Origin of the sequence: Mesorhizobium kowhaii (assembly GCF_003253745.1) — a bacterium.
GTDB lineage: Bacteria > Pseudomonadota > Alphaproteobacteria > Rhizobiales > Rhizobiaceae > Mesorhizobium > Mesorhizobium kowhaii.
This window is the reverse complement of the sequence record NZ_MZXV01000013.1, coordinates 1-13,964: the sequence shown is the minus strand read 5'-3', so window position 1 is coordinate 13,964 and position 13,964 is coordinate 1. Positions and strand designations below refer to the sequence as shown.

Annotated in this window: 12 protein-coding genes; 4 read left to right on the top strand and 8 right to left on the bottom strand. The window is 62.1% G+C overall.

Annotated elements, in window-relative coordinates; all coding sequences use genetic code 11:
* Positions 1–65 precede the first annotated feature (65 nt).
* The 7 genes from B5V02_RS02535 to B5V02_RS02505 all read right to left on the bottom strand — a co-directional run bounded on the left by B5V02_RS02535 (position 66) and on the right by B5V02_RS02505 (position 8,384).
* Positions 66–1,247, bottom strand: coding sequence for a serine hydrolase domain-containing protein (locus B5V02_RS02535; RefSeq protein ID WP_111542689.1), 1,182 nt, complete (start codon positions 1,245–1,247; stop codon positions 66–68).
* A gap of 176 nt (positions 1,248–1,423) precedes the next feature.
* A complete protein-coding gene (locus B5V02_RS02530) occupies positions 1,424–2,620 on the bottom strand; it encodes a serine hydrolase domain-containing protein (protein WP_111542688.1) in 1,197 nt (398 codons plus the stop codon).
* A gap of 68 nt (positions 2,621–2,688) precedes the next feature.
* Positions 2,689–3,723, bottom strand: a complete 1,035-nt coding sequence (locus tag B5V02_RS02525) for an extracellular solute-binding protein (RefSeq protein WP_111542687.1) — start codon at positions 3,721–3,723, stop codon at positions 2,689–2,691.
* Positions 3,724–3,747: 24 nt separating this feature from the next.
* The gene (locus B5V02_RS02520; RefSeq protein ID WP_111542686.1) at positions 3,748–4,548 is read right to left on the bottom strand and encodes an ABC transporter permease; all 801 of its coding nucleotides are present in this window, start codon (positions 4,546–4,548) and stop codon (positions 3,748–3,750) included.
* A complete protein-coding gene (locus tag B5V02_RS02515; RefSeq protein WP_111542685.1) occupies positions 4,541–5,461 on the bottom strand; it encodes an ABC transporter permease in 921 nt (306 codons plus the stop codon). The genes B5V02_RS02520 and B5V02_RS02515 overlap by 8 nt, the downstream gene beginning before the upstream one ends.
* A gap of 2 nt (positions 5,462–5,463) precedes the next feature.
* Positions 5,464–6,564 (bottom strand): ABC transporter ATP-binding protein, encoded by a 1,101-nt coding sequence (locus tag B5V02_RS02510; RefSeq protein WP_111542684.1) that lies wholly within the window; start codon positions 6,562–6,564, stop codon positions 5,464–5,466.
* Between the two features lie 140 nt (positions 6,565–6,704).
* Positions 6,705–8,384, bottom strand: a complete 1,680-nt coding sequence (locus B5V02_RS02505; RefSeq protein ID WP_111542683.1) for an amidohydrolase — start codon at positions 8,382–8,384, stop codon at positions 6,705–6,707.
* Positions 8,385–8,643: 259 nt separating this feature from the next.
* Between B5V02_RS02505 and B5V02_RS02500 the strand changes: the two genes are divergently transcribed.
* Both B5V02_RS02500 and B5V02_RS02495 read left to right on the top strand, forming a co-directional pair.
* Positions 8,644–9,297 (top strand): TetR/AcrR family transcriptional regulator, encoded by a 654-nt coding sequence (locus B5V02_RS02500; protein ID WP_111542682.1) that lies wholly within the window; start codon positions 8,644–8,646, stop codon positions 9,295–9,297.
* Positions 9,298–9,320: 23 nt separating this feature from the next.
* A complete protein-coding gene (locus tag B5V02_RS02495) occupies positions 9,321–10,352 on the top strand; it encodes a histone deacetylase family protein (RefSeq protein WP_111542681.1) in 1,032 nt (343 codons plus the stop codon).
* A gap of 94 nt (positions 10,353–10,446) precedes the next feature.
* Here the strand turns inward: B5V02_RS02495 and B5V02_RS02490 are convergent, their stop codons facing one another.
* The gene (locus B5V02_RS02490; protein ID WP_111542680.1) at positions 10,447–11,640 is read right to left on the bottom strand and encodes a TMEM43 family protein; all 1,194 of its coding nucleotides are present in this window, start codon (positions 11,638–11,640) and stop codon (positions 10,447–10,449) included.
* A gap of 658 nt (positions 11,641–12,298) precedes the next feature.
* On the opposite strand from B5V02_RS02490, the gene B5V02_RS02485 reads away from it, so the two are divergent.
* The gene (locus B5V02_RS02485; protein ID WP_111542679.1) at positions 12,299–13,009 is read left to right on the top strand and encodes a helix-turn-helix transcriptional regulator; all 711 of its coding nucleotides are present in this window, start codon (positions 12,299–12,301) and stop codon (positions 13,007–13,009) included.
* The gene (locus tag B5V02_RS02480) at positions 13,006–13,776 is read left to right on the top strand and encodes a helix-turn-helix transcriptional regulator (protein WP_111542678.1); all 771 of its coding nucleotides are present in this window, start codon (positions 13,006–13,008) and stop codon (positions 13,774–13,776) included. The genes B5V02_RS02485 and B5V02_RS02480 overlap by 4 nt, the downstream gene beginning before the upstream one ends.
* The last annotated feature ends 188 nt before the right edge of the window (positions 13,777–13,964 follow it).

Below are 13,964 nucleotides of genomic sequence, written 5' to 3'. Positions count from 1 at the left end.
TCATCAGCCCGGCGGGTCCACAGGAAAGCACGCGCTCGCGCGCTATTGTGGCGGCTTGGGAAGGATCAGACCATCCGGCTCAGCGCGTCGAGGAAGGCGACGATCTCGATATCGAGCGGATCGTTGACCGGCTCCGGCTGCGACGACATCTTGGCGATCACCACTTCGGTCCTCGGATCGACATAGAGCCATTGGCCGTGGATGCCGATGCCGCAATAGGCGCCGCTCGGCAGACCCGTCTGGTACCATTTGTTGCGATAACGACCCTTGGGAAACAGCGGCAGCATCGCGCCGCGCTGCCAGGCATCCGTGCTGCCGCCGGTGCTGGTGGTGTCGCGCACCCAGGCTTCGGGCACGATGCGCCGGCCATTGGCCATGCCGCCTTGCCGCATCATCTCGCCGACACGCGCGAGGTCGCGTGGCGTCACCGAAATGCCGCCGGCGGTGCGCGCCGTGCCCTCCATGTCGACGCCGATCGAGGCTTCGCTGACGGCGCCAAGCGGCAGCCACAGCTTCTCGCGCATCAGGTCGGTGAAACGCTGGCCGGAGGCGCGCTCGAGCAGGATGCCGAGCAGGTCGGAATTGGGCGAGCGGTAGCGGAAGGTCTGGCCATGCGGCTCGGCAAGGCGCTGCAAGGTCAGGATGAATTCGCGCAGGCTTTCGGTGCCGCCGCCCGGGTTCCACAATGTCGCCCGGCGATAACGGGCAAAGGCACTTTCCGGATCGAGATAGGCTTCCTCGAAATCGAGACTGACACTCATGTCGAGCACGTGCCGCACGCTGGCATCGCCATAGACCGAACCGACGGCTTCCGGGATGTAGGCCGCCACCGGCGCTTCCGGGTCGAACACCCCCTCGCCTTCCAGTATGCCGGCGACGATGGCGGTCAGCGACTTGCTGATCGAAAAGATGATGTGGCGGGCGCCGAAATCCATATGCGGCGCAAACCAGTCGCCGATGACCTTGCCGCCCTTCATCACCGTCAGCGCGTCGGTGCTCGAGCGGGCGAGAAATTCAGCCACCGTCTCCGGCGCACTGGCGATCGTAATTTTGTCACCGAGCAGGCCGCTGATATCCCGCACCGGCGCCTCGACACCATCAGGCGCTGCCGCCACGGGCGCCGTCGGCACCAGTTCGCCGAGATTCTGGAACGACCACCGGTTGAACGGGTTTTCGCGCCAGTTGGCGAGCAGCACCTCATTGCGACGGAAGCCGTATCGGGTCTCGAACGCGGTCTTGCCGGTCATGGCGCTTCCTTCCAAGTCTTCTTTGGGTTTCTTAGAGGCTGTTTCGAAACTCGCTCCGGTGAGTCATATGGCGGTGGTTTCGAGAACCGGAGCGGAGCGGACATTCGGGTCCGTGAGCACCGGAAGTGCAGAAAACGCCGCTAGATGGCCGCTGGAGTGAGTTTCCAAACAGCCTCTCAGTCGAGCGCGGCGGCGATGGTGTGCACGGCCTTCACCGTCGCCACCGAATAGCCGACATTGCTGAAATCCGGAAAGGTCGAAAGCTTCACCACGACCATCCGGGTGTTCCAGTCGATGTGGATCATCTGTCCGAACACGCCCCGGCACATCAGAGCGCGCGAGCGCGGATCCTCGATCCAGAACTGGTTGCGGTAGCTGCCTTCGGGCAGGCTGGGATTGAAGTCGGGGCCGTGCCTGCCGTTGCGCGTCGCCTCGATCCAGTCGGCCGGCACCACGCCGCCGCCATTGTCGAGGATCAACTGGCCGAAGCGGCCATAGTCGCGCAGCGTCGCGTTGAAGCCGCCATCGGCGACCGCATAGCCGGCGCTGTCGACGGTGAAACAGGCGCTTTCATCAGCGCCGAGCTTTTGCCAGAGCTCTTCCGAAACCAGCTGCGGTAGACGCTTGCCCGTTACCCGCTCCATGATGAAGGCGAGCACATCGGTCTCGATCGAGCGATATTCGAAGGCAGCACCATGCGGGCGGATCGTTTCCGTGAGGCCGAGGATCAGATCGAACATGTGCGAGGGCCAACGAAAGGCCGGATCGCTGCCCGGCGGCACCGGTTTCCAGCCGGTCGCGACATCGACCTGACCGATGTCCGAATAACGGTCGGTATACGCCTCGGAAAAACGCACCCCGCTCGTCATGTCGAGCACGTGCTGGACGCTAGCTCCCGCCCATCCGGTGACGCTGAGTTCCGGCAGGTAGTCGGTCACCGGCCTGGCCGGACCGATCAGGCCGCGGCCGACCAATATGCCGAACACCGAGCCGGTGACCGATTTCGCCATCGATTGCGACAGATGCAGCGACCGCTCGCCCATGCCGTTGAAATAGCGCTCATAGGCTATCCTGCCGTCCTTGAGCACCAGGAAGCCGTCCGTATAGGTCTCGTCGAGCAGCCCGGCGAGCGTCGTCGGCGCCCCCGTGCTGTCTTCGACCGCCAGCCCGTCGAGATCGACCTCGGCGCGGTCGAAACGGTGGCGATGGCCATTGCCGCGCCAGACTTCGGCGGTCGGCAGGAATTCGCGGATATGCTGGAACGCCCAGCGGTTCCACGGCGGCCGGTCCCAGTCGAGCTTGGGCAGCACCATGGCGGGCGGCGAGCCCTGCATGATCGGCGGCCGCGGATCGGAATTGCGATAGGATTCCATGAAAGCCAGGCCCCGGTGAACATCAAAACGGACCCGGCGGCGTGTGCCGCCGGGTCCGTCGAACGCAGTTACTTCTGCAGTTCGGTCCAGATCTTGGTGTAGATCTCCTGGATTTCCGGAGCACACATCTGCTGCAACTCGGCATGCGGCTTGTCGGCCGCCGGAATGACAACTTCCGGTGCATCCTTCATGTCGGCAGGCATGTACTTGTCCGATCCGGTGATGGCGTTGGCGTAGCGGTGAAAAGCCGAGAGACCTGCTGCGTTTTCCGGATCCATGATGAAGTTCTGGAACAGCTTGGCGTTCTCGACATTCTTGGCTTCCTTCAGAACGACCACATTGTCGCTCCACAGGCCAAAGCCTTCTTTCGGATAGTTGTAGTGGATGGCCGGGTTGGCCAGCCGCTGGCGCAGCGCCGATCCGTTCCAGTCGCTGGTCGCCTTGAAATCGCCGGCGCCCATCTTTTCGATGGTGTTGTACTCCATCGCGATCCAGTTCGGCTTGGCCGCGACAAGCGTGTCGCGCACCTTCTTCAGCACTTCCTTGTCGGTGGTGCACTGCTGGCCGCCGACATACTTGATCGCGGCGAAGATCACGTCGTTCATTTCGGGAACGACATTGACCTTGCCCTTCAGCTCGTCGGGTGTGTTGAAGATGATGCCCCAGCTGTCGGCCGGTCCCTTGTAGGCGTCGGTGTTGACGACCACGCCGACCGTGCCCAAAGCCCACGGCACCGAATATTTGCGGCCCGGGTCGAAATCGGGATTGGCCCATTCCGGCGCGACATTCTTGAAGTTCTCCATCTTGCCCGGATCGGTCTCCAGAACGAGGCCTTCCTTGATCCAGATCGGCACGTAGGTCTGTGACGGAACCGCGATGTCGAAACCGGTGCCGCCCTGGCGAACCTTGGCAAGTGCGGTGTCGTTGGAATCGTAGTCGGTGATGGTCACCTTGATGTTGTATTTCGCTTCGAACTTCTTGATCACGTCGGGGCTGGTGTAGTTGCCCCAATTGTAGATGTTCAGTTCGCCATCGGCGCGAGCCAGGCTCGTCGATGCGAGCAGCGCCAACCCCATGGCGGTCGCTGTTGTCTTCCAGTTCATGGTGTTAACTCCCATTTTTCAGATTTAGTCGCGTTTCCTGCTGATGAAGAAGAACAACGTCACGATAGCGACCGACAAGAGCAGGAACACGGTCGATATCGCGTTTATCTCAGGTGTTATGCCGCGGCGTATCTGGCCGAGCATGTAGGTGGGTAGCGTATCCTGGCCGCCCGATTTGACGAATTCCGTGATGACAACATCGTCGAGCGAGATGACGAAGGCCAGCATCAGTCCGGCCAGAATGCCGGGCCACAGCAGCGGCAGCGTGATGCGCCTGAAGGTTCGCCACGGCGTCGCATAAAGATCAGCGGCGGCACGCTCCAGCGTCAGGTCCATGTTCTCGAGCCGCGCCCGGATCGGCAGATAGGCGAAAGGAATGCAGAAAGCCGTGTGCGCGGCGATCAGGTAACCAAGGCCGGAGTAACCGGTGAATATCTTGATGCGCGAGAAGAAGATCAGCAGCGCCACGCCGGTGACGATCTCGGGCACCATCAGCGGCTGGTTGATCGCCGCGTATTTGAACGTCAGACCCGGATAGGGGGCCGTGCGTGTCGTGGCGAGCGCGGCCATGGTGGCGAAGATGGTCGAGAACATCGCCGCGATGGCGCCGATCTGGAACGAGCGCAGTGTCGCATCGATGACCTGGGTGTTTTGCCACGCCGACTGGAACCATTTGAACGAGAAGCCGCCCCATTCGGAGGTCGATGTCGCGGCGTTGAAGGCGTAGATGACCAGCACGACGATCGGCAGGTAGAGCACGATAAAGCAGGTCGCGGCGATCGTCGTGAAACCCGGCTGATGCTTGATGGAAAAGCGATTAGCCATGACGCACCCCCGACTTGCCGGCGTTGCGCACATAGGCAAGCAGCGCCACCATGACGATGATCATGACCGCGATCGACAGCGCCGAGCCAAGTGGCCAGTTGCGGCCTTGTCCGAACTGCAATTCGATCAGGTTGGACAGCATCATGTTCTTGCCGCCGCCAAGCACGCTTGGCGTCACATAGGCGCCGAGTGCCGGAATGAAGACCAGGATGGAGCCGGCGATGACGCCGGGTTTGACCAGCGGGAAAATGATCTTCCGCAGCACCTTGAAGCGTGTCGCGTAGAGGTCATAGCCCGCCTCGACCAGCCGGAAATCGAGCTTTTCCATGCTGGCGTAGATCGGCAGCACCATCAGCGGCAGGTAGACATAGGCCATGCCGATCAGGATCGCCGTATCGGTGTAGAGAATCTGGATCGGCGACGAGATGATGCCGAGCTTGAGCAGGATCGTGTTGATGATGCCTTCGTTGCGGATGATCTGCAGCACCGCGAAGGTGCGGATCAGAAGGTTGGTCCAGAACGGTATGGTGATCAGGAACAGCCAGAGATCGCGGGTCTTTTCGCTGCGCGTCGCCATGAAATAGGCGGTCGGGAAGCCAAGCGCCAACGTGGCGATTGTCGTCACCACCGCAAGCTTGATCGAGCGCAGGAAGATGGTGACGTGGGCGGCGGCAACGGAAAGCGTGTCGTCAAAGATATCGCGCTCTAGAAACACCGCTATCCAGGCTTCCGGCGAGAATTGCCACTTCACGTCACCATAGGAACCTGGCGTCAGGAACGAATAGACGAGCACGATCAGCAACGGGCCGGTCGCGGCGAGAAAAATGATCAACAGCGCGGGCGCTGACAAAAGCCAGCGGTCACGGATATCGCGCCGTTCCGCTGCCTTGGCGACTTCCTCTGCGGTCGCCATCGTCAGTCCTTCAAGACCTGAGCGGCGTCGCCGCCAATCAGGATGCCGACCTTGCCGCCCTGGACGATTCCGTCGCCGGTGCCGCGACTGTTCTGGCGCCGCACGATGAAGGGCTCACCATCGGCAAGGCGCAGATGGAAATGCGTGTCGGTACCGAGATAGACGATGTTCTCGACCATGCCCGACAGCGAAGCGCCGGAGTTGGCGGCGCTCAACTGCGCATGTTCGGGGCGCACGACGATGGTAACCTTGCCCTGGGGAACCAGGCCCTCCGGCAGCGAGGCCGGGATTTCCGTGCCCGACGACAGTTTTACCGTTGCCCGGCCTCCCGAGACACCAACCACCTCAGCCTTGAGGAAGTTCGACTCGCCGATGAAATCGGCGACGAAGCGTTCCGACGGCCGGTCATAGATGTCGCGCGGCGAGCCGACCTGCAGGATCTTGCCCGACGACATCACCGCGATGCGGTCCGACATGGTCAGCGCTTCTTCCTGGTCGTGGGTGACGAAGATGAAGGTGATACCGGTCTCGTGCTGCAGCCGCTTCAGTTCGATCTGCATTTCCTTGCGCAGCTTGTAGTCGAGCGCGGAGAGCGGCTCATCGAGCAACAGCACCTTGGGCTGCGGCGCCAAGGCGCGAGCCAGCGCCACGCGCTGCTGCTGGCCGCCGGAGATCTGGCTGGTGCGGCGCGCGCTGAGCGCTTCCATCTTGACCAGCTTCAACATCGCGTCGACGCGCGCCTTGATCTCGGCCTTCGGTTTGCCCAGCATCTCTAGGCCAAAGCCGATATTCTCGGCGACCGTCATGTGCGGAAACAGCGCATAGGACTGGAAGACGGTGTTGACCGGCCGTTTGAACGGCGGCAACGGCGCGATGTCCTGGCCATAGAGCAGGATTTCGCCGGCGGTTGGAAAGTCGAAGCCGGCAATCAGCCGCAGTAACGTCGTCTTTCCACAGCCGGACGGGCCGAGCAGCGTGAAGAACTCATTCTCGCGGATGGATACTGAGACCGTGTCGAGGGCAGCGACTTGCCCCTCTCCTGATCCGAAAATTTTGCTTACTTTGACAACTTCAATCGCATTCCGATCCGGTTTGTCCGGCACGATTACGCCTCACTGTTGACCCCGCTCTTGCTGGCGGAGTTGTCCCCTGTTTGATGTGAACACAAGGCCGGTATGTTGGCAAGCCCGGCATTGAATCACAGTTCAATTCGTAGTTTTGGCTAGCAAGCCTCATGCCATCGTCAGGCCTGATAGGTAAGCTTGCCGCCACAGATCGTCGTCACCGGATGCACCTTGTGCAACGCCTCCGGCGCGGTCGCCTCGATATCGGCCGAGAGCACCACCAGATCGGCCATGTAGCCGGGTCTTATCAAGCCTTTGCGGTGCTCGGCGAACTCGGCATAGGCGCCTTCGACGGTGTAACCGGCGAGGGATTCATGCAGCGAGAAACTCTGGTCCGGGTCGCCTTCTGCCCACGGCTTGCGCAACACTGCCGCCTGAATGCCCAGGATCGGATCGACCGGCGACACCGGCCAGTCCGACGCGAAGACGACACGCGCGCCGGCATCCTTCAAGGTCCGCCAGGCATAGCTCAACGGCCAACGGGCCGGCCCGATGCGCGATATGGTTGGCTCCAGTGGAAAATCCATGGCGCCAGGCGGGTGCGGCGGCTGCATGGAGGCGATGACGCCGAGTTCGGCGAAACGCGGAACGTCGGCGGTGGTGGTGACCTCGATGTGCTCAATCCGGTGGCGGCTGTCGCGCTTGCCGTTGGCTTTCTGTGCCGCCTCATAGCCGTCAAGGACAGCCCGCACGGCGCCGTCGCCGATCGAATGCACGGCGATCTGCAGCCCGCGTCTGTCGACAGCGACAGCCAGATCGATGAATTGTTGCGGCGTGAACAGCGGCTCGCCCACCCAGTCGGGACGGTCGGCATAGGGCTCGACCATGACAGCCGTCCAGGAATCGAGCACCCCGTCGTAGAACACCTTGACCATGCCCGACGACAGCCACTCGCTGTTGTAGCGCTCGGCCATGTCGGACGCCTTGTCGAGCATGTCGAGCGTCATGAAATTCTTGTAGTGGAACGGTATCTGCACGCGGCAGGGCAGCCCTTCCTCGGCTTCGATCTCGGCCAGCAGCTCAAGCTGATAGAGATTGCCGTCCATGTTCTGGATCGAGGTGATGCCATGGCGCGCGCACCAGGCCAGCCCGCGCCGCATGATATCGCGGTCGGCGGCCCGCTCGGCCGCGGTCGGCATCGGGTCCGGCTCGCCGCCGGTGGCCAGGCCCAGCCGCACCCGGCTTTCGCCGGCAAGGTCAAGCACCGGACCGAACGCTTCGCCCTCGCGCAATTCGCCGCCAGCCAGACCATCATCGCCCATGACGATCTCGTTGCCCGGGCCGAGCGTACACCCATGCAGGATGCCGGCCATTTCCAGCGCCCGGGTGTTGGCCCACATTGTGTGATGGTCGGGCGCCGCCATGCAGAAGGGGCGATCGGGCAAAATGGCGTCGAGATGGTGACGCGTCACCCGCTCGCTGCCGAGCACGGTGTAGTCGACGCCCTGCCCGACCAGCATTTTCGCATCCGGCCGCGTTGGCGCATAATCGCGGATCGCCTTTTGCAGCGCCTCGAACCCGTGAATACCCGTGAGCTGGAGGTGAGCAAGTTCAGCCCCGCCTGAAAACAGATGCATGTGGGCTTCGATGAAGCCCGGGATCACTGAACCGCCCTTGGCGTCGATGATCTTGGTGGCCGGTCCCTTGAGCTCTTCGATGGAGGCGCGGCTGCCAATGGCGATGATGGCGCCGTCCTTGACGGCAACAGCCTCGGTGGCGGGATTGCCATCGTCCATGGTCAGAACACGACCGTTGATGACGATCAGATCAGCATTATGACCCGCACCCGTGACAGACATCGCGACTCCGCGCTTTTGACGACTGACTGAGACCGACAACCCTGTGCTCACGACCGGCCACTCCACTGGAGCGGCGCTATGGGACAAAAAAATGATGCCAGCGCGCTGTCTTCGAAATTCCCCTTGTTATCCCTAAGGACAGCGTGGATAAAGAATGCGACTAATTATTCGCGTTTGTCAACATGCGGAATTTGGAATGTATTGTGGACAACACCCTGCGCATGTGTTGGGACCGGGCGGGGAACGGGGACATCAGGCAGTGAAGCGCAGTCTCGACCGCAAAACCAGGATAGCGCTCGAACCGCGCAAGCAGCCGCGACAACAACGGTCGAGCAAGGTGGTCGACAGGATTCTGGACGCGGCCCTGATCTTGACGCGGGAGCAAGGAACCAAGACGCCGACGACGCTCGCCATTGCGCAGCGCGCAGGCTTGTCGGTCGGTTCGGTCTACCAATACTTTCCCAACAAGGAAGCCATTCTTCTGGACCTCGCCCGGCGCTGGCTGTCATCCTTTCCCGAGGTGATCGCGAAGCGCATCAAGGTCGCCCCGCCCACCAACCGCGAAGAGTTTCGGCAGGAAGTGCGCAAGCTCTTCATCGACACGTCCAGGCTCTATCTCGAAAACGCCAGCCTGATGCCGGTGATCGAGGCTATTTCAGGCAACGCCGACCTCAGGCCGATCCAGAACGAATATGACGACCAGATCATCGCCCTCTACGCCGCATGGCTGCAGCATGTGAACCCGGCTCTTGAAGACAAGATCGCCGGCCGGCTCGGCGTGGTGATGATGGAGGTCGGGCACGTCTGCCGGCTTGTGGGGCTGAAAAAAGATCGCAGGACGTTCGACCTCATCGAAGACGATGTGGAAACTATGTGGCTCGCTCTGGTGAGCCCCTATCTCGATCTTGACTGATTTCGCACTTCGAGAGGAATTCTATGAAGACTGTCTATTCGCCGCTTCATGCTGGCCATGCTGGCCAAATGGAACTTGTCACAAGCGCCATCGTGCCGGGTTTCGAAAAGCCTTCGCGGGCCGAATTCATCAGGGGGCGGGTCGAAAGCGAGAAACTGGGTCCGATCGTCCCGCCGCTTGAGCACGAACTTGCCGCCGCCAAGCGCGTCCACAAGGCCGACTACATCGACTTCCTGCCGACGGTCTGGCCGCAATGGACGGAAGCCGGTTTCAAGGGCTCGGCGATGCCGTTCACATGGCCGACGCGCGGCCTGCGCGGCGACGTGCCGCCAAAGCGTATCGACGCCCTGCTCGGTTACTATTCCTTCGATGCCGGCGCCACCTTCGTCGAAGGCACATGGGCCGCGATCAAGTCGTCCTATGACGTGGCGCTGACCGCCGCCGGCCTGGTCAAGGGCGGTGAGGCATCAGCCTTCGCGCTCTGCCGCCCGCCCGGCCATCATGCGGGAGCAGGATTCATGGGCGGCTATTGCTTCATCAACAACGCCGCCGTCGCCACGCAATGGTTCCGCGACCAGGGCGCCAGCCGTGTGTCCATCCTCGATGTCGACTACCATCATGGCAACGGCACGCAGGAGATCTTCTATGACCGCGCCGACGTGCAGGTCCTCAATCTGCATGGCGATCCGATGGTCGAATATCCCTTCTTCCTCGGCCATGCCGACGAACGCGGCGAAGGCCAAGGCGAAGGCTTCAACATCAACTATCCGATGCCCGTCGGCACCGGCTGGGACGCCTGGAATGCCTCGCTTGAAGATGCCTGCGCCAGGCTTGCCGCTTACGCGCCGGACGTCGTCGTCGTCTCGCTCGGCGTCGACACTTTCGAGAAGGACCCGATCAGCCAGTTCAAGCTGAAGACATCAGACTATCCCAAGATCGGCCGCCGCATCGCGAAGCTTGGCCTGCCGACACTGTTCGTCATGGAAGGCGGCTACGCCGTCGAGGAGATCGGCGTCAATGCCGTCGGCGTGCTGACCGGTTTCGAGGGCAGATAAACACCTGTCGCCCAAGAGCGTGCAGCGGTTTTGGGGCAACGACAGGCATAAGCAAGACGGGGGACCGGGCAGCGTTGCTGCCCGGCTCTCGCGATCAGGTCGCGTTGCCGGTGCCCGGCACGACCGCTGCTGCAGCTGCCTTGCGTGAGCGGCCGAGATAGTAGACCACCGCCGCCGCGACGACGCCGGCTGCCAGGATGCCCACCGCCAGCACCGGCCGATACCAGAACCAGGCGATGGCGATCGTCGTCGTGCCGACCAGGATCGCCAGGAAAAAGGCGATGATGCCGGTCCCCATCCGCGCCATGCTGCCGAGGAACGGGATGACGTCGAGGATCACGCCGATCGGGCTGAGGAACAAGGCAAAGCCGATGGTCAGCAGCAGCAGGCCGGCGGCGCGCAGCAGCCAGGTGATCAGCGTGTTCTCGGAGACCGCTTCGGCGAACATCTTGTCGGCCGGGACAGTGCCGGGGTCGACCATCAGCAATTCGTCGCCGGCCAACGTCTGGTAAGGTTCGAACCGGCTGCCGGCCTGGCGCGCCACGATGCTGACCACGCCTAGCGGCGCCAGTTCGTAGCCGATGCGGTAGTCGCCCAGCGCTGGCGCTGTCGTGTCGGCACCGAGATAGATCTTGCCGTCGACGATGCCGAGCGGCCTGGTGCCGGTATAGGCAGCCTTTATCGCGGCCGACTGATTGGCCGACAGCGAATAATCCTTGTCACCTTCGATACGATCGAGCACGGGCGTGTCGAGCGTGAAAGCGCCAAGCTTGCCTTCCGGAATCTGGAAAGTCCGGCTGTGGATCGCCATCGGTGGATTCTGGTGGCCGTCCGGCTTCTTGAAATCCGACGAGTCGATCTGGCTGTCGTCCCATACCTTCGAATAGCTGTAGGTGGTCACCGTCTCTTCGCCGCCGCCAAGTTTCTTGGTGGTCTCGGATTTGGACTCTTCCTTCCACTGATACATCTCGACGTCGCGCGAAAGTCGCAGCCCTTGCGCCGCGATACCGAAATCCGGGTCGGACAAGCCGCTGTCCGCCGTCACCGGCCCGCTGACATGCACCAGCTTGCTGTCATTGGCGGCATCGACGCTACCCGCGTCGATAGAAACCACAGCGCCGGCACCTTCGGCCAAAGAGCGTGCCGTCTGCACCGCGCGGCCCTCGTTCCAGAACAGGCCGATCACCATGAGCACGATCAGCAGCAGGCCGAAGATAACCCCGCCGACCGCGCGCTTGATCCGCCCGAACCACGAGACGGATGTAACTTCCCGAAATGAATCGCTCATCGTTTCCCCCGAAACCAACAGTGCCAAGATTTACGCGCGGCCGGCGGCCGGGCATGTAACCGATCAGTCGGCGTGGATTTGCGCGGGGGCTGCCGCCCACACACCGTTCAAAACCGCAAGCGCCACCGTGAACGCCAGGAAAACCCGCTTCATGATCACCCCCCATGCCGATGGCCGCGAACAGGCGCTGCCCATCTCGCCCAGTCCGACCGAAGGGACGCCCATCCCTGCAGGTCAGCGGAAACCTATCGGAATCGATTGGCCCTCGATACGGCAAGATAACAACAACGTCTGGCTTTTTCGTGTCGGCGTTTCCGCGACCCAAGGGCGGTGAAAGGGCTTGGGAGTCCGCCTCTGAGTCGCACGTGAGTCCACCGGATTCGATTTTGTCAAATCGCGTTTGATGTCAGATTCAACTGCGGGTAGATTAGACCCGAATCAGCCGGTCCTTGGGGGGCGCGGCAACCACCCAAAGTCTCTTGTTCCGGAGTTTTCCGGCATCAGACGCGGACGGCTTCGCGTTCCCTGAATGGATTCGGATCTGGTTGGCGCAGCCCTGCGCCACGCGTGTGTCTTCGTCAAAGTAATGCGTATTCGGGTTCGGCGGCTGGCACCAGCATCCGGACAGCAGAAACGATTCCGGCCAAAAGCAACAAGAATGAGCAGTCCCGCCGCGCTTCTTCAATCCGATACATTGGGCTCGCGCCTGACGTCGCGCGGTGATCTCACAAGCTTTTTCATGCAGCTGACCGCCGAGATCGGCGCCGACAGCTACATGCTGGTCGCCATTGTCCACGATCAGGACCGCAACGATGCGCGCATCGTCTCGTCCAACTGGATTTTCGACGCCATCGAGCTGATCGGCAAACGGCTGATCGCCGGGCTTGCACAAGGTGCGCTCACCGTCGCGCCCGGTATCCGCCCGAGACCGCTGGTGGCATCCCAGGCGCCCGAGACAGACGGATTGGTCACCGGCGAGGAGGCCCGCCTTCTCGATGTGCTCGGTCATGCCGAGGTCTATTCGCTCAAGCTGAATGTCGGCCGCCAGCGCCTGTTCGCCTTGTTCTCGGCAGCGGCTGCCGGCAACATCGACCAGCCGGCGCTGATGCGGGCGCAGCTGAAATGCTGCTATGCGCTCTCGCACATCCCGCAATTGATCGCCGCCGCCGCCATGCAGGATCCGCTGTCGGACCGCGAGCGCGAATGCCTGTTCTGGGTCTCCGAAGGCAAGACCACCGACGAGGTCGCCGTCATCCTTGGCGTCTCCTCCAACACCGTCAACAGCTACATCACCCACGCCATCCAGAAATTCGCGGCCAGCAACCGCGCGATGGCCATCGCCACGGCGATCAGGAGCGGCATCATTTGAAACAGGCCGATATCAAGGAAGCTGCCGAGGCTCTTTTCAACGAGCAGCGCAATCCGTTCGGCGCCTTCTCGCTCGGCTCCGAGACCCATCACGCCGTCACCATTCCAGATGCCGTGCGCCGCTGCCGCTGGATCGCCGTCGACATCAACGCCTCGGCCTTCGGCCTGTTCTTCGTCAGCCCGTCGCCTGAACGGGCACGGCTCGTCCCTTGCCTCGATTCCGACTATCCCGGCATTGCGGTGGCGACCAAGTTCATTTCGGGCGCCAATGGCGAGGAGATCGTGCGCCACACCCGCAACTCGACGGAGCCGCGCTGGTGGACGGACGATGGCGTCGCCGCCATGGCGGAGACGTTCGGCAATCTCGCCTGGACCGAGCAGATGGCGCCGCTGGCGCCTGGCACGAGCGGCATCGCCTTCCCCGTCCATGCCGATCGTGGGCAATGCGGCCTTGTTGTCTTCCTGGGGTCCGAGATCGTCCTGCCGCAGGACGCGCTCTACGAGATCCACGCCCGTTGCTTTTCGCTGTTCGCCGCTGTCGCCCGCATCCGCCCGAGCGATACCGGCCGCATGCGCACGATCTCCAAGCGCGAGCTCGAATGCCTGAAGCTGACCGCCAATGGCAACACCAGCGAGGAGATCGCACGGCTGCTGAAGCTTTCGGTGCATACCGCCAACCAGTATCTGACCCAATCCACCCAGAAACTCAACGCCGTCAACCGCAACCAGGCCGTGGCGAAGGCATTGCGGCTGGGGCTTATCGAATAGGGCAATTCGAGGATCTTGCGGCTAGAGCGGGATGAATTGAGGCTGAATCGAAGGGATTCCCCTAGGGTGGCAAATCTGATTCAACCTTCTTGCTAGGCAAGGAGGTTGGTAAGGATGGGCAAGCCTTATTCGATGGATCTTCGCGAACGGGTTGTTGCGTCGGTTGAGCGGGAGGGGCTGTCGCGACG

Coding starts and splice junctions, on each gene's coding strand:
- B5V02_RS02530 (WP_111542688.1), bottom strand. CDS start 2,620: ATGGAATCCTATCGCAATTCCGATCCGCGGCCGCCGATCATGCAGGGC.
- B5V02_RS02535 (WP_111542689.1), bottom strand. CDS start 1,247: ATGACCGGCAAGACCGCGTTCGAGACCCGATACGGCTTCCGTCGCAAT.
- B5V02_RS02495 (WP_111542681.1), top strand. CDS start 9,321: ATGAAGACTGTCTATTCGCCGCTTCATGCTGGCCATGCTGGCCAAATG.
- B5V02_RS02525 (WP_111542687.1), bottom strand. CDS start 3,723: ATGAACTGGAAGACAACAGCGACCGCCATGGGGTTGGCGCTGCTCGCA.
- B5V02_RS02515 (WP_111542685.1), bottom strand. CDS start 5,461: ATGGCGACCGCAGAGGAAGTCGCCAAGGCAGCGGAACGGCGCGATATC.
- B5V02_RS02520 (WP_111542686.1), bottom strand. CDS start 4,548: ATGGCTAATCGCTTTTCCATCAAGCATCAGCCGGGTTTCACGACGATC.
- B5V02_RS02490 (WP_111542680.1), bottom strand. CDS start 11,640: ATGAGCGATTCATTTCGGGAAGTTACATCCGTCTCGTGGTTCGGGCGG.
- B5V02_RS02505 (WP_111542683.1), bottom strand. CDS start 8,384: ATGTCTGTCACGGGTGCGGGTCATAATGCTGATCTGATCGTCATCAAC.
- B5V02_RS02485 (WP_111542679.1), top strand. CDS start 12,299: ATGAGCAGTCCCGCCGCGCTTCTTCAATCCGATACATTGGGCTCGCGC.